This is a genomic window from Streptomyces sp. NBC_00016 (genome assembly GCF_045040885.1).
GTDB lineage: Bacteria > Actinomycetota > Actinomycetes > Streptomycetales > Streptomycetaceae > Streptomyces > Streptomyces coriariae.
Genome location: NZ_CP108304.1, coordinates 7,388,869 through 7,403,427 on the forward strand (window position 1 = coordinate 7,388,869; position 14,559 = coordinate 7,403,427).

At 70.4% G+C, this 14,559-nt stretch carries 17 protein-coding genes; 12 read left to right on the top strand and 5 right to left on the bottom strand.

Annotation, left to right across the window (positions count from 1 at the left end; all coding sequences use genetic code 11):
- Positions 1 to 25 precede the first annotated feature (25 nt).
- The gene (locus tag OG933_RS32620; RefSeq protein WP_054239138.1) at positions 26 to 1,132 is read left to right on the top strand and encodes an amidohydrolase family protein; all 1,107 of its coding nucleotides are present in this window, start codon (positions 26 to 28) and stop codon (positions 1,130 to 1,132) included.
- A gap of 18 nt (positions 1,133 to 1,150) precedes the next feature.
- On the top strand, positions 1,151 to 1,909 hold the full coding sequence (locus OG933_RS32625) for a nucleotidyltransferase (RefSeq protein ID WP_405630421.1): 759 nt from the start codon (positions 1,151 to 1,153) through the stop codon (positions 1,907 to 1,909).
- 12 nt (positions 1,910 to 1,921) lie between these two features.
- Here the strand turns inward: OG933_RS32625 and OG933_RS32630 are convergent, their stop codons facing one another.
- From OG933_RS32630 to OG933_RS32645, 4 genes are all read right to left on the bottom strand, one after another.
- On the bottom strand, positions 1,922 to 2,932 hold the full coding sequence (locus tag OG933_RS32630) for a COX15/CtaA family protein (protein ID WP_362520543.1): 1,011 nt from the start codon (positions 2,930 to 2,932) through the stop codon (positions 1,922 to 1,924).
- Between the two features lie 57 nt (positions 2,933 to 2,989).
- Positions 2,990 to 3,760 (bottom strand): ABC transporter permease, encoded by a 771-nt coding sequence (locus OG933_RS32635; protein WP_267020526.1) that lies wholly within the window; start codon positions 3,758 to 3,760, stop codon positions 2,990 to 2,992.
- A gap of 91 nt (positions 3,761 to 3,851) precedes the next feature.
- Complete coding sequence (locus OG933_RS32640) at positions 3,852 to 4,772, bottom strand: ABC transporter ATP-binding protein (RefSeq protein ID WP_362267229.1); 921 nt, start codon at positions 4,770 to 4,772, stop codon at positions 3,852 to 3,854.
- Between the two features lie 98 nt (positions 4,773 to 4,870).
- The gene (locus OG933_RS32645; protein WP_405630424.1) at positions 4,871 to 5,671 is read right to left on the bottom strand and encodes an aminoglycoside N(3)-acetyltransferase; all 801 of its coding nucleotides are present in this window, start codon (positions 5,669 to 5,671) and stop codon (positions 4,871 to 4,873) included.
- A gap of 184 nt (positions 5,672 to 5,855) precedes the next feature.
- Between OG933_RS32645 and OG933_RS32650 the strand changes: the two genes are divergently transcribed.
- From OG933_RS32650 to OG933_RS32685, 8 genes are read left to right on the top strand one after another with little or no spacing between them, the layout of a single operon-like run.
- On the top strand, positions 5,856 to 6,599 hold the full coding sequence (locus OG933_RS32650) for a metalloregulator ArsR/SmtB family transcription factor (protein ID WP_362520551.1): 744 nt from the start codon (positions 5,856 to 5,858) through the stop codon (positions 6,597 to 6,599).
- Positions 6,596 to 8,017: a Fe-S cluster assembly protein SufB gene (gene sufB, locus OG933_RS32655; RefSeq protein WP_351764464.1), complete on the top strand. Its 1,422-nt coding sequence runs from the start codon at positions 6,596 to 6,598 to the stop codon at positions 8,015 to 8,017. Before OG933_RS32650 ends, sufB begins: the two co-directional genes overlap by 4 nt.
- A 59-nt stretch (positions 8,018 to 8,076) precedes the next feature.
- A complete protein-coding gene (sufD, locus tag OG933_RS32660; RefSeq protein ID WP_054239146.1) occupies positions 8,077 to 9,258 on the top strand; it encodes a Fe-S cluster assembly protein SufD in 1,182 nt (393 codons plus the stop codon).
- Positions 9,258 to 9,575 (top strand): non-heme iron oxygenase ferredoxin subunit, encoded by a 318-nt coding sequence (locus OG933_RS32665; RefSeq protein ID WP_020130534.1) that lies wholly within the window; start codon positions 9,258 to 9,260, stop codon positions 9,573 to 9,575. Before sufD ends, OG933_RS32665 begins: the two co-directional genes overlap by 1 nt.
- 7 nt (positions 9,576 to 9,582) lie before the next feature.
- On the top strand, positions 9,583 to 10,347 hold the full coding sequence (gene sufC, locus OG933_RS32670) for a Fe-S cluster assembly ATPase SufC (protein WP_020130533.1): 765 nt from the start codon (positions 9,583 to 9,585) through the stop codon (positions 10,345 to 10,347).
- Complete coding sequence (locus tag OG933_RS32675) at positions 10,344 to 11,600, top strand: cysteine desulfurase (protein ID WP_020130532.1); 1,257 nt, start codon at positions 10,344 to 10,346, stop codon at positions 11,598 to 11,600. Before sufC ends, OG933_RS32675 begins: the two co-directional genes overlap by 4 nt.
- Positions 11,601 to 11,618: 18 nt before the next feature.
- Entirely contained in the window at positions 11,619 to 12,086 is a 468-nt protein-coding gene (gene sufU / locus OG933_RS32680; RefSeq protein WP_054239147.1) for a Fe-S cluster assembly sulfur transfer protein SufU, read from the top strand.
- Positions 12,083 to 12,415 carry a metal-sulfur cluster assembly factor gene (locus tag OG933_RS32685; RefSeq protein ID WP_020130530.1) on the top strand — a complete coding sequence of 111 codons (333 nt, stop codon included), beginning with the start codon at positions 12,083 to 12,085 and terminating at the stop codon, positions 12,413 to 12,415. Before sufU ends, OG933_RS32685 begins: the two co-directional genes overlap by 4 nt.
- A gap of 77 nt (positions 12,416 to 12,492) precedes the next feature.
- On the opposite strand, the gene OG933_RS32690 is transcribed toward OG933_RS32685, so the two are convergent.
- A complete protein-coding gene (locus OG933_RS32690) occupies positions 12,493 to 13,326 on the bottom strand; it encodes an AbfB domain-containing protein (protein ID WP_362520558.1) in 834 nt (277 codons plus the stop codon).
- A 237-nt stretch (positions 13,327 to 13,563) separates the two neighbouring features.
- Between OG933_RS32690 and OG933_RS32695 the strand changes: the two genes are divergently transcribed.
- Both OG933_RS32695 and OG933_RS32700 read left to right on the top strand, forming a co-directional pair.
- Positions 13,564 to 13,884: a multidrug efflux SMR transporter gene (locus OG933_RS32695; protein ID WP_362520561.1), complete on the top strand. Its 321-nt coding sequence runs from the start codon at positions 13,564 to 13,566 to the stop codon at positions 13,882 to 13,884.
- On the top strand, positions 13,884 to 14,426 hold the full coding sequence (locus tag OG933_RS32700) for a TetR/AcrR family transcriptional regulator (RefSeq protein ID WP_405630431.1): 543 nt from the start codon (positions 13,884 to 13,886) through the stop codon (positions 14,424 to 14,426). The genes OG933_RS32695 and OG933_RS32700 overlap by 1 nt, the downstream gene beginning before the upstream one ends.
- The last annotated feature ends 133 nt before the right edge of the window (positions 14,427 to 14,559 follow it).

Below are 14,559 nucleotides of genomic sequence, written 5' to 3' on the forward strand. Positions count from 1 at the left end.
GTGGGCCGTCCCCCGGGGAGTCCGGATGATCGAAACGCCGTCCTTGGTGGACCAGTACTGCCACGGCGTCCTGAGAACGGAGCTGGGTCTCGGTACCTTCGAGGCCCAGTTGGCCCGCACCGAGGGCCCGCCGGCCCCGGGCACGACGCTGTTCGACACCCAGACGGGGTTCGCGGTACGCCGGTGGTGCCCCCCGCTCCTCGGTCTGGAACCGCACGCGCCACCCGCCCGTTATCTCGCCCGGCGTCGTGAACTCGGCGTACTGGAAGCGGGCCGCCGGCTGCTGCGCGGCAGCGGCATCACGACGTACCTGGTCGACACGGGCCTGCCCGGAGACCTCACGGGACCGGGCGAGCTCGCCTCGGCCGGCGCCGCCGAGGCACGGGAGATCGTGCGCCTGGAACCTCTCGCCGAACAGGTCGCCGACACCTCCGGCACCGTCGAGTCCTTCCTCGCCAACCTCGCCGAGTCGGTCCACGGGGCCGCCGCGAACGCCGTGGCCTTCACCTCCGTCGCGGGGGTCCGGCACGGCCTCGCCCTCGCGCCCGAGCCACCCGGGCCGGGCGAGGTGCGGGGCGCGGCGGGCCGCTGGCTGGCGGGCCGCAGGGTCGGCGGTGAGCTGAGCGACCCGGTGCTGCTGCGCCATCTGCTGTGGATCGCCGTCGCCTCGGGGCTGCCCCTGCAGCTGCACGCGGGACTCGGCGAGCCGGGGGCACGCGTCGACCGCACGGATCCGGTCCTGCTGACCGACTTCGTACGGGCCACGGCCGGCCTCGGCACCGACCTCGTCCTGCTGCACGGCTACCCCTACCACCGGCACGCCGCCCACCTCGCCGGCGTCTTCCCGCACGTGTACGCCGACTCCGGCGCCGCGCTCGTACGCACCGGCGCGCGCGCCGCGACGATCCTCGCGGAGATCCTGGAGCTGGCCCCCTTCGGCAAGATCCTCTTCTCCAGCGGGGCCGGGGGGCTGCCCGAGCTGCACGTGGTCGGGGCGCGGCTGTTCCGCGAGGCACTGGCGCGGGTGCTCGGCAGCTGGGTCGTGGAGGGCGCGTGGTCGCAGGCGGACGCGCAACGGGTGGCGGGACTGATCGCGGCGGGCAACGCGCGCCGGGTGTACGGGCTCGGCTGAGGTGGACAGACTGGGCGCATGACCAGCCGCACGCCCAGCCGCACGGACGCATTACTGGACCGTTTTCTCGCCGGCCTCCAGGCCCTGGACCCCGTCGCCGTGTGGGCCCACGGTTCGCTCGCCGGGGGCGACTACCAGGAGGGCCGCAGCGACCTGGACCTCATCGCGGTCCTGGCGGGGCCCGTCGCACCGCGCGCGGTGTGGCACCTTGCCCGGCTGCACGCCCGCCTGCGGAACGAGCCGCTCGCCCCGCTGCTGCACTGCACCTATCTCACCCCCGGCCGGACCACCGACCCCGAGCGGCGGCACCTCACCTGGGCGCACAGCCAACTGTTCCGGCGGACGGTCACCCCGGTGACCCGGCGCGAACTGCACGACTTCGGCCGGGTGCTGCACGGCAAGCCGCCCGGCGCGCTTCTGCCGCCCGTGCCGGACCACGCACTCGGCGCGTTCGTCGTCCGCGACCAGCGGGACTTCTGGCGGCCCGCCGTCGACAAGGCCCACCTGTGGCGTGAGAACGTCTGGGTCGACCTGGGGCTGCTGACCTTCGCGCGGGCGACGGTGACCGTGCGGGACGGCCGGCTGATCTCCAAGCGCGAGGCCCTCGACGAACTGCTCGCGCTGGGGGCGCCCTCGGAGGTCGTGGCGGACATCGCGCGCCGCCGCTACGACGAGGGGGACGGGCCGGCCGACGAGGGGTGGCCCGCCCGGCGCGCCGGGCTGACCCGGGACTACCTGGCGCCGGCGATCGACGGGCTGGTCACCTCGTACGCGTGAGCCTCGGGTGGCTCACGCGCGCGTGCCGACCGTCGCCTCGGCCGCCGGGGCCGGCAGGTCGATCGTCGTCCAGGGGCGCTCGCGCAGCGCCAGCAGCACGCGCAGCACCGCGATCCACACCAGGCAGGAGCCGAACATGTGCAGTCCGACCAGGGCCTCGGGAAGGTCCGTGAAGTACTGGACGTAGCCGATGAGACCCTGCCCGAGCAGCACCAGGAACAGGTCCCGGGTGCGGTCCAGCGGGTTCTTCGGCGCGTCCACCGCCTTGAGGATGAACCACAGGGCGAAGGTCAGCGTCACCACGATCCAGGCGAGCACGGCGTGCAGCTTGGCGACCGTCTCCCAGTCCAGCGGCATCCGCTCGACCTCGCTGGAGTCACCGGCGTGCGGGCCCGCGCCGGTCACCACCGTGCCGACGCCGATCAGCAGCGTCGAGGCGGCGACCAGGAACCACACCAGCTGCTGCACGGGCTTGCCGACCAGCGGCCGGGGCTCCCCGTCGCCCTCCCGGGCGCGCTGCCACATCACCGTGGCGACCGCGAGCAGCGCCGTGGCGGCCAGGAAGTGCGCCGCGACCGTGTACGGGTTGAGGCCGACGAGCACCACGATCCCGCCGAGCACGGCGTTGCTCATCACCAGCCAGAACTGCGCCCAGCCCAGCCGGGTCAGGCTCCGCCGGTACGGCTTCTCGGACCGCGCGGCGATGATCGCCCAGCCGACGGCCGCGCACAGCACGTACGTCAGCATGCGGTTGCCGAACTCGATGGCGCCGTGGAAGCCCATGGCGCCGGTCGCGGTGAGCGAGTCGTCGGTGCACTTGGGCCAGGTCGGGCAGCCCAGGCCGGAGCCCGTGAGCCGGACGGCACCGCCGGTGACCACGATGACCACCGACATCACGAGCGGGTACAACGCCGCCCGCTGAACGGTCCGGCGGGTGGGGGTCCAGCGTTCGGCGATGAAGGCGAGCGGGTTGCGCACGGCTGCTACGGCGTCGGCACGGGTCAGGTTTGGCACGCGCACCATCGTAGGCGCCCGCTTGTGCACGCGTTCACGAGGGTCCCCCGGGCCGGCGTCATGCCGCTACTCCCAGCGGAAGAACCGGCCGGCCGCCGCGAGTCCCACGACCGCCCACACCGCCAGGATCCCCAGGTCGCCCCAGGGCATGCCCGCGCCGTGCTGGAGCACGTCCCGCAGCCCGTCCGAGAGGGCCGAGACGGGCAGCAGACCGAGTACGTCCTGGGCGCCGGGCGGGAACTTGTCGAGCGGGACGATCACCCCGCCGCCCACCAGCAGCAGCAGGAAGACCAGGTTGGCCGCGGCCAGCGTCGCCTCCGCCTTCAGGGTGCCCGCCATCAGCAGGCCGAGGCCCGAGAAGGCGGCCGTGCCCAGGATCAGGAGCAGCAGGACGGCCGCCGGGTTGCCGTGCGGGTCCCAGCCGAGGGCGAAGGCGATCGCCGTCAGGAGGATCACCTGGAGGATCTCCGTGACCAGCACCGACAGCGTCTTCGCCGCCATCAGGCCCCAGCGGGGCAGGGGAGAGGCGGCGAGCCGCTTCAGCACCCCGTAGCGCCGTTCGAAGCCGGTCGCGATGGCCTGGCCGGTGAAGGCCGTCGACACCACGGCGAGCGCGAGGATGCCGGGCGTGAGGAAGTCCACCGCCTCGCCGGCGCCGGTGTCGATGATGTCCACGCTGCTGAACAGCACCAGCAGCAGGGTGGGGATCACGACGGTGAGCAGCAGCTGCTCGCCGTTGCGCAGGAGCATCTTGGTCTCCAGCACCGCCTGGGCCGCGATCATGCGGGGCAGCGGAGCCGCGCCGGGCCGGGGGGTGTAGGTACCCGTGGCGGTCATCAGCGCAGCTCCTTGCCGGTCAGTTCCAGACTGTGTCCTCCCGGGGGGCGACCCCCGGACCCCCAGCAGGTCCGTGTGTGAGCCGGGATCATCAGCGCAGCTCCTTGCCGGTCAGTTCCAGGAAGACGTCCTCCAGGGTGTGCCGTTCGACCGAGATCCGGTCCGGCATCACCCCGTGCTGCGCGCACCAGGAGGTGACCGTCGCCAGCAGTTGCGGGTCGACCTTGCCCGTCACCCGGTAGGAGCCGGGGGTCAGCTCGGCGGCCGAGCTGTCGGCGGGCAGGGCCTTGAGCAGGGAGGTCACGTCGAGGCCGGGGCGGCCGGTGAAGCGCAGGGTGTTCTCGGCGCCGCCGCGGCACAGCTCCTCGGGGGAGCCCTGGGCGATGACCCGGCCCGCGTCGATGATCGCGACGTCGTCGGCGAGCTGCTCGGCCTCGTCCATGTGGTGGGTGGTCAGGATGACGGAGACGCCGTCCGCTCGCAGGTCCCGTACGAGTTCCCAGGTGGCGCGGCGGGCCTGCGGGTCGAGGCCGGCCGTCGGCTCGTCCAGGAACACCAGCTCCGGGCGGCCGACGACGGCCATCGCCAGCGCGAGCCGCTGCTGCTGGCCGCCGGAGAGACGGCGGTACGTCGTCCGGCCGCAGGAGCCGAGGCCGAGGCGCTCGACGAGGGCGTCGACGTCCAGGGGGTGGGCGTGCAGCCCGGCCACGTGCCGGAGCATCTCGTCGGCCCGGGCGCCGGAGTACACGCCTCCCGACTGGAGCATCACGCCGATCCGGGGGCGCAGGTCGGCGGCCTGTCTCTGCGGATCGAGGCCGAGGACGCGCACCGTACCGGCGTCCGGCCTGCGGTACCCCTCGCAGGTCTCGACGGTGGTCGTCTTGCCGGCGCCGTTGGGTCCGAGGACGGCGGTGACGCCGGCCCGGGCCGTCAGGTCGAGGCCGTTCACCGCGGTCTTCGTCCCGTACCGCTTCACCAGGGCCTCGACCCGGACGACAGGCTCACTTCGCATGGCTCAAGAGTCTAGGTTCGCGGGTGGAGGCTCGGACCGGGGGGTGCGGGAACCGGCCGGACGCGACGGCCGCGGGGGCCGGCGGCGGGCGGGCCGCATCAGAGTTCCTCCTCGCGGGAGCGGTGCAGCGGCAGCCACCGCTGCGCGTAGGCCACCGCGTCCGCGACCGGAAACAGCCGCACGTCGGCCGCCCCGACGGTGCCCCGTACGACGTCACGGTCGCGTTCGAAGTCATGGCCCAGCTCGTCGAAGCGGTCGGAGTCGATCGACACCTCGGTCACGACCTCCCACGTCCCGCCGGGGCCCGGCCGGCCCACCGCGACGAGCGGGGCCGGGATCCGGTACTCGGCCAGGTGGAAGCTGGTGCAGGTGGCGTAGCCGGCGCCGAGCAGCAGGACCCGTGCCCCCGCCTTCTCCAGCCGGGCCAGCGGGCTGTGCTCGCCGAGCCGGCAGTCGGGGGCGTGCCCCTCGACCAGCTCCGCGGCCCGCGCCCCGAGCGCCGCGAACGAGGTCTGCGGGTGGGCGCTGCGCAGGGCGCCGGGCCAGGTGCGGACCGTCTCCGGGATCACGCCCACGCCCAGTGCGGGAGTGATGAGGGGGTCGTAGGCGGGCATGGTCGTCCGGATCCGCTCCCACCACTGCGCCGGGACCGGCGGATTGCTCCACAGGGCCGGGTCGGAGAGGTCGCCGGACTGGGTGGGGACCACGAGAGTGCCGTCCGGGCCGATTGCGTCGAGGAGTCCTCGTACCACCGCGACGGCGCCTCCGCAGACCCAGCCGAGCGAACTGAGCGAGGAGTGCACGAGCAGGATTTCTCCGGGTTCGACACCCAGCGAGCGAAGCTCCGCGGCGAGGCTGTCGCGGGTGACAAGTGGGCCGGTGGGAGGGGGTGTGGGCATGGTCCGGCAGTGTCCTGGAAGGGGGCTCCGGAGACCAGTGGTTTTATCGCACCACCGCCCCCCGTCCGATCGATCAAAGATCGTTTCCGCAGGTCAGATTAGGTTTACCTAAGTGACGCAGGGCACCGCCCGCCGATCCGGACACGGCTTGCCTGTCTCTGAGGAATTACGCAACAATGGCGTTGTGAAAAACGTCGGCGAGGCTCGGGAGACCCCCACGGGGACCCCGCAGGAGGAGATCGCGACCGGTGAGCGCTCGACGCGCAACCGGGTCGTGCGGTCCATCCTGGACCACGGGCCGTCGACCGTGGCCGAGCTGGCCGGCCGGCTGGGCCTCACCCAGGCCGCCGTACGCCGCCACCTCGACGCGCTGGTCGCCGACGACATCGTGGCAGCCCGCGAGCAGCGGGTGTACGGAGCGCGGACGCGCGGGCGGCCCGCCAAGGCCTTCGCCCTCACCGACTGCGGCCGGGACGCCTTCGACCAGTCCTACGACAAGCTCGCCGCCGACGCCCTGAGCTGGATCCAGGAGCGCTTCGGCGGGGACGAGGCCGTCGTCGCCTTCGCCCGCGCGCGGATCGCCGAACAGGCCGCCGGGTACCGCACGGCGATCGAGGCGGCCGCTCCGGAGGAGCGGACCGAAGCCCTGGCCAAGGCCCTGAGCGCGGACGGGTACGCTGCTACGGCGCGCAGCGCACCGGTCGGCGAGCAGCTGTGCCAGCACCACTGCCCCGTCGCCCATGTCGCCGAGAAGTTCCCGCAGCTCTGCGAGGCGGAGACCGAGATCTTCTCCCAGCTGCTCGGGACGCACGTCCAGCGACTGGCGACCATCGCTCACGGCGACGGCGTCTGCACGACGTTCATCCCCAAAGTTTCCACAGCCACCCACAACGCATCTGCAAGCACGGCCGGGAGGAACCCCGCATGACTCTCCCCACGGAGACTGCCCACCCCGAACTCGAGGGCCTGGGTAAGTACGAATACGGCTGGGCCGACTCCGACACGGCCGGCGCCTCTGCGAAGCGCGGCATCAACGAGGACGTCGTCCGGGACATCTCGGCCAAGAAGTCCGAGCCGGAGTGGATGACGAAGCTGCGCCTCAAGGGCCTGCGGCTCTTCGGCAAGAAGCCCATGCCCAACTGGGGCTCGGACCTCTCGGGCATCGACTTCGACAACATCAAGTACTTCGTGCGCTCCACGGAGAAGCAGGCGGAGTCCTGGGAGGACCTGCCCGAGGACATCAAGAACACGTACGACAGGCTCGGCATCCCCGAGGCGGAGAAGCAGCGCCTCGTCGCGGGCGTCGCGGCCCAGTACGAGTCCGAGGTCGTCTACCACCAGATCCGTGAGGACCTGGAGGAGCAGGGCGTCATCTTCCTCGACACCGACACCGCGCTGAAGGAGCACCCGGAGCTCTTCAAGGAGTACTTCGGCACCGTCATCCCGGTCGGCGACAACAAGTTCGCGTCGCTGAACACCGCGGTGTGGTCCGGTGGATCCTTCATCTACGTGCCGAAGGGCGTGCACGTGGAGATCCCGCTCCAGGCCTACTTCCGTATCAACACGGAGAACATGGGCCAGTTCGAGCGGACCCTGATCATCGTCGACGAGGGTGCCTACGTGCACTACGTCGAGGGTTGTACGGCCCCGATCTACAAGTCGGACTCGCTGCACAGCGCCGTGGTCGAGATCATCGTCAAGAAGAACGCCCGCTGCCGTTACACGACCATCCAGAACTGGTCGAACAACGTCTACAACCTGGTCACCAAGCGCGCCGTGGCGTACGAGGGCGCGACCATGGAGTGGATCGACGGCAACATCGGCTCCAAGGTGACGATGAAGTACCCGGCCGTCTACCTGATGGGCGAGCACGCCAAGGGCGAGACCCTCTCCATCGCCTTCGCGGGCGAGGGCCAGCACCAGGACGCCGGCTCCAAGATGGTCCACATGGCGCCGAACACCTCGTCCAACATCGTGTCGAAGTCCGTGGCGCGCGGTGGCGGCCGGACGTCCTACCGCGGTCTCGTCGAGATCGGCGAGGGCGCCCACGGCTCCAAGTCCAACGTGCTGTGCGACGCGCTGCTCGTCGACACCATCTCCCGCTCCGACACGTACCCCTATGTGGACGTCCGCGAGGACGACGTGTCCATGGGCCACGAGGCCACCGTCTCCAAGGTCAGCGACGACCAGCTCTTCTACCTGATGAGCCGGGGCATGACCGAGTTCGAGGCGATGGCGATGATCGTGCGCGGCTTCGTCGAGCCCATCGCGAAGGAGCTGCCCATGGAGTACGCCCTCGAGCTCAACCGGCTGATCGAGCTGCAGATGGAGGGCGCGGTCGGTTAGGACCCGCCCCCGACAGCAGCAGCAATTTTCTGACGTAGGAAGAGAGCAGACCGACAGCCATGGCTGAGGCTCAGAACATCCCGGTGGGCAGCACGACCGCCGGCCAGATCGCGGTGGCCGCCGAGTCGACCGTCGCCACGCGCATGAGCGCGCCCGCCTCCTTCGACGTGAAGGACTTCCCGGTCCCGCACGGTCGCGAGGAGGAGTGGCGGTTCACGCCGCTGGAGCGGCTGCGCGGGCTGCACGACGGCACCGCCGTCGCGACCGGCGAGGGCGTGAAGGTCGCCGTCGAGGCGCCCGAGGGCGTCACCGTCGAGCTCGTGGACCGCGACGACCCGCGCCTGGGGAAGGCGGGCACCCCGGTGGACAGGGTCGCCGCCCAGGCGTACTCCGCGTTCGAGAAGGCCGGCGTGGTCACCGTCCCCAAGGAGACGGTGCTCACCGAGCCGATCCGCATCGCGGTGCACGGCGAGGGCGGGGTCTCCTACGGCCACCAGGTCATCGAGCTGGGTGCCTTCGCCGAGGCCGTCGTCGTCATCGACCACACCGGTGACGCCGTGCTCGCCGCCAACGTCGACTACGTCCTCGGGGACGGCGCGAAGCTGACCGTCGTCTCCGTCCAGGACTGGGACGACAAGGCCGTGCACGTGGCCCAGCACAACGCCCTCGTCGGCCGCGACGCGACCTTCAAGTCGGTCGTGGTGACCTTCGGCGGCGACCTGGTCCGCCTCCATCCGCGCGTGGCGTACGCCGGCCCCGGCGCCGAGGCCGAGCTGTTCGGTCTGTACTTCACGGACGCCGGTCAGCACCAGGAGCACCGTCTCCTGGTCGACCACAACGTCCCGCACTGCAAGTCCAACGTCGTCTACAAGGGCGCCCTCCAGGGCGAGGGCGCGCACGCCGTGTGGATCGGTGACGTGCTCATCGAGGCCAAGGCCGAGGGCACGGACACGTACGAGATGAACCGCAACCTGGTCCTCACGGACGGCGCGCGGGTCGACTCGGTGCCGAACCTGGAGATCGAGACCGGCGAGATCGTCGGTGCCGGACACGCCTCCGCCACCGGCCGTTTCGACGACGAGCAGCTCTTCTACCTGATGGCCCGCGGCATCCCGGCCGACGAGGCCCGTCGCCTGGTGGTCCGCGGCTTCTTCGCCGAGCTGGTCCAGCAGATCGGTGTCGACGACATCGAGGAGCGCCTGCTCGCCAGGATCGAGACCGAGCTGGAGGCCACCGTCTGATGGCCTACGTACGCGCCTGCGGGCTGAGCGAGCTGGAAGAGGACACCCCGACACGGGTGGAACTCGACGGCACGCCGGTCTCGGTCGTCCGTACCGAGGGGGAGGTGTTCGCCATCCACGACATCTGCTCCCACGCGAACGTCTCGCTCTCCGAGGGCGAGGTGGAGGACTGTCAGATCGAGTGCTGGCTGCACGGCTCCAGCTTCGACCTCCGCACCGGCAAGCCGTCCGGCCTTCCCGCGACGCGCCCCGTCCCCGTATACCCCGTAAAGATCGAAGGGGACGACGTGCTCGTCTCCCTCACCCAGGAGTCCTGAGGCACCCATGGCAACGCTTGAAATCCGAGACCTGCACGTCACCGTCGAGGCCGACAACGCCACGAAGGAGATCCTCAAGGGCGTCGACCTCACCGTGAAGCAGGGCGAGACGCACGCCATCATGGGCCCGAACGGCTCCGGCAAGTCGACCCTCGCCTACTCGCTCGCGGGCCACCCGAAGTACACGATCACCGGCGGCACCGTGCTGCTCGACGGCGAGGACGTCCTGGAGATGTCCGTCGACGAGCGCGCCCGCGCGGGCCTGTTCCTCGCCATGCAGTACCCGGTCGAGGTCCCCGGTGTCTCCGTGTCGAACTTCCTGCGCACCTCCGCCACCGCCATCCGCGGCGAGGCCCCCAAGCTGCGCACCTGGGTGAAGGAGGTCAAGGAGGCCATGGAGCGTCTCCACATGGACACCTCCTTCGCCGAGCGCAACGTCAACGAGGGCTTCTCCGGCGGCGAGAAGAAGCGCCACGAGATCCTCCAGCTGGAGCTGCTCCGGCCGAAGGTCGCGATCCTCGACGAGACGGACTCCGGTCTGGACGTCGACGCCCTTCGCATCGTCTCCGAGGGCGTCAACCGGGTTCGCGAGACCGGTGAGGTCGGCACCCTGCTGATCACGCACTACACGCGCATCCTGCGCTACATCAAGCCCGACTTCGTCCACGTCTTCTCGGCCGGCCGCATCGTCGAGTCCGGCGGTGCCGAACTCGCCGACAAGCTGGAGAACGAGGGCTACGAGGCATACACGAAGGGTGGCGTATCCGCGTGACACAGCTGCCGGGCCTCCTCGACACCGAGGCGATCCGCAAGGACTTCCCCATCCTGGACCGGCAGGTCCACGACGGCAGGAAGCTCGTGTACCTGGACAACGCGGCGACCTCGCAGAAGCCGCGCCAGGTGCTGGACGCCCTGAACGAGTACTACGAGCGCTACAACGCCAACGTCCACCGCGGTGTGCATGTGCTCGCCGAGGAGGCCACGGCGCTGTACGAGGGCGCGCGCGACAAGGTCGCCGCGTTCATCAACGCGCCGAGCCGCGACGAGGTGATCTTCACCAAGAACGCCTCCGAGTCGCTCAACCTCGTGGCGAACATGCTGGGCTGGGCCGACGAGCCCTACCGCGTGGACCACGAGACCGAGATCGTCATCACCGAGATGGAGCACCACTCCAACATCGTCCCGTGGCAGCTGCTGTCGCAGCGCACCGGCGCGAAGCTGAAGTGGTTCGGCCTGACCGACGACGGCCGGCTCGACCTCTCCAACATCGACGAGATCATCACCGAGAAGACGAAGATCGTCTCCTTCGTGCTGGTGTCGAACATCCTCGGCACCGTGAACCCGGTCGAGGCGATAGTGCGCCGTGCGCAGGAGGTCGGGGCCCTGGTCCTGATCGACGCCTCGCAGGCCGCGCCGCACATGCCGATGGACGTGCAGGCCCTCCAGGCCGACTTCGTGGCCTTCACCGGCCACAAGATGTGCGGCCCGACCGGCATCGGCGTCCTCTGGGGCCGCCAGGAACTGCTCGAGGACCTCCCCCCGTTCCTCGGCGGCGGCGAGATGATCGAGACGGTGTCGATGCACTCGTCGACCTACGCCCCGGCGCCCCACAAGTTCGAGGCGGGCACCCCGCCGATCGCGCAGGCGGTCGGTCTGGGCGCGGCCATCGACTACCTGTCCGCGATCGGCATGGACAAGATCCTCGCCCATGAGCACGCGATCACCGAGTACGCGGTGCGTCGCCTGACCGAGGTGCCCGACCTGCGGATCATCGGCCCGGCGACGGCCGAGGACCGGGGCGCGGCCATCTCCTTCACGCTCGGCGACATCCACCCGCACGACGTGGGCCAGGTGCTGGACGAGCAGGGCATCGCGGTCCGGGTGGGTCACCACTGCGCCCGGCCCGTCTGCCTGCGCTACGGAATTCCCGCGACCACGCGAGCGTCGTTCTATCTGTACTCCACGCCGGCCGAGATCGATGCTCTGGTCGACGGTCTGGAGCATGTACGGAACTTCTTCGGCTGAGGGGCGTGAGCTGAGACCGTGAAGCTGGACTCGATGTACCAGGAAGTCATCCTGGATCACTACAAGCACCCGCACGGGCGTGGTCTGCGCGACGGCGACGCCGAGGTGCACCATGTGAACCCGACCTGCGGCGACGAGATCACCCTCCGTGTGAAGTACGACGGCACGAAGATCGAGGACGTCAGCTACGAGGGCCAGGGCTGCTCCATCAGCCAGGCGAGCGCGTCCGTCCTGAACGACCTGCTGGTCGGCAAGGATCTGGCGGAGGCGCAGAAGATCCAGGAGACCTTCCTGGAGCTGATGCAGTCCAAGGGCAGGATCGAGCCCGACGACGCGATGGAGGAGGTGCTGGAGGACGCGGTCGCGTTCGCCGGTGTCTCCAAGTACCCGGCCCGGGTCAAGTGCGCCCTCCTGAGCTGGATGGCGTGGAAGGACGCGACGGCCCAAGCCCTGGGCGGAGCCGACGCCGAAAGGAAGACGGCATGAGCGAGACCCTTGAGATGAAGCCGGCCTCCGAAGAGGAAGTCCGCGAGGCGCTGTACGACGTCGTCGACCCCGAACTGGGCATCGACGTCGTCAACCTCGGGCTGATCTACGGCATTCACATCGACGACGCGAACATCGCGACGATCGACATGACCCTGACCTCGGCGGCCTGCCCGCTGACGGACGTGATCGAGGACCAGGCGAAGTCCGCCACGGACGGCCTGGTCAACGAGCTGCGCATCAACTGGGTCTGGATGCCGCCGTGGGGCCCGGACAAGATCACGGACGACGGCCGCGAGCAGCTTCGCGCGCTCGGGTTCAACGTCTGAGATTTCGCCCGGGATCCTTCCCGGCACAGCACACGAGAGCGGCGGCACCCACCGGGTGCCGCCGCTCTCGTGTGTGCTCAGGCCAGCCCGTCCACCAGGTTGAACGAGAAGTCCTCGCGGTGGTTGGAGCCGTAGCCGTAGGTGTCCAGGCGCAGCGCGAAGTTCTTGTGGCGCAGGAAACGGCCGGGGTAGTTCACCGACTCCAGCATGACCGCGCCGGAGGAGTAGGAGGAGGGGACGGCACAGAAGGTGGCGTCCTGCTTGAAGAGGGCCGATCCGTCGTTGCGCTCGGCGCGCAGGACGAAGTCGCGGTGTCGCAGGTACGTGCCGTCCGCCGTGACGAAGGTGGAGCAGGAGCTGTCGGCCAGGCCCTTCACCACGGTGAACGTGGAGTCCGCACGGGACTCCGAGCCGCCGGCCTGATCGAGCTTCACCAGGCCGCCGCTCACATGCCAGTAGCGGTCGGGGTAGTTGACCGAGCGGACCGAGCGCCGGGTGGCGGCCGGTTCGGGGGCGGACGGCTTCGTCGTCGACGACGCGGACGGTGCGGCCGGGGCGTGTGGCGTCGAACTGCCCTGCGCCTCGGGGGAGGAGGAGGTCTTCGGCGACGCGGAGGCGGCCGTGCTCTTCTTCCCCGTCGGTGTCGGCGACCCGCTCGCGGAGGGGGTGGCGAAGGAGATCAGGCCGCCCTCCGTCTCCTCGTCCGACAGCGTCTGTCCCTGACGGGCCTCCGACTTGTCGTCAACAGGCTTGTCGTTCAAGGCGATTGCGGTCACGCACGCCACGATGGTGGCAACGGCGAGACCGCCGGCCAGCCAGAGGCGCCGTGTTCCGGGTGCCCGGGAGGTGTCCGGGGCCCAGCCGTTCTCCCAGGGCTGTTCCTGAGAGGGCCGGGACTTGTTGTCTGGCATGCGCTGTTCCTCCAGCGGCGTTCCCTGACGGCGGCCGCGGCTGCGATGACCCGGTGTGTGAACGGTGAAACAGTAGTGGAACCTGTGGCTCAGGTTCAGCCGTTTGGGTGAGCGCTTTCCATAACGCTTTCGACTCCCCGTCGGCAACACTTCCGACTTCGCGCCGACTTGGGAGGGAACGACCGGTGCGCACCTCGTTGTGTACAACCGTACGCATCGTTGTGTACGCTTGTACGCATGGGTTACCTGACGCTCGCCGGCGCCATCGCCGCCGAGGTGGCCGCGACGACGGCCATGAAGTACAGCGACGGCTTCAGCAGGCTCTGGCCGTCGCTGCTGACGGCCTCCGGCTATGTCGTCTCCTTCCTGCTCCTCGCCCAGACCCTCAAGACCGTCGGCATCGGTACGGCGTACGCGATCTGGGCCGGGGTCGGCACCGCGGCCATCGCCGGCATAGGGCTCGCCCTGTTCGGGGAGTCGCTGACGCCCGCCAAGGCCGTCGGCATCCTGCTGATCGTCGGGGGAGTGGTCGTGCTGAACCTGGGAGGTGCGCACTGATGCCCCGGCGTCACGACCCCGAGCGACGGCAGCGGATCATCGACGCGGCGATCCGGGTCGTCGGGGCGAAGGGACTGGCCGGACTGAGTCACCGCTCGGTCGCCGCCGAGGCGGACGTGCCCCTCGGTTCCACCACCTACCACTTCGCCACCCTCGACGAACTGATGATCGCCGCCCTGCGGCAGGCCAACGAGGGCTTCGCCAAGGCGGTCGCGGCGCACGGCGGGCTGACGGACACCCGCCTCGACCTGCCCGCCGAACTGGCCGGACTGCTCGGCGAATGGCTGGCCGGCGAGCGTACCGGCGTCGAGCTGGAGTACGAGCTGTACCTGGCCGCCCTGCGACGGCCCGCGCTGCGTCCCGTCGCCGCCGAGTGGGCCGAGGACCTCGCCACCCTCCTCGCCGGGCACGTCGACCCCCTCACCGCACGCGCGTTGGTCGCGCTGATGGACGGGATCTGTCTCCAGGTGCTCCTGACGGACGCGCCCTACGACGAGGAGTACGTCCGGGAAGCGCTGACCCGGCTCATCCCCCCGCGCTGACCCGGCTCATCCCCCCCGCGCGCTGACCCGGCTCATCCCCCCCGCGCGCTGACCCGGCTCATCCCCCCCGCGCGCTGACCCGGCTCATCCCCCCCGCGCGCTGACCCGGCTCATCCCCGCCGCGCCCGGTTTC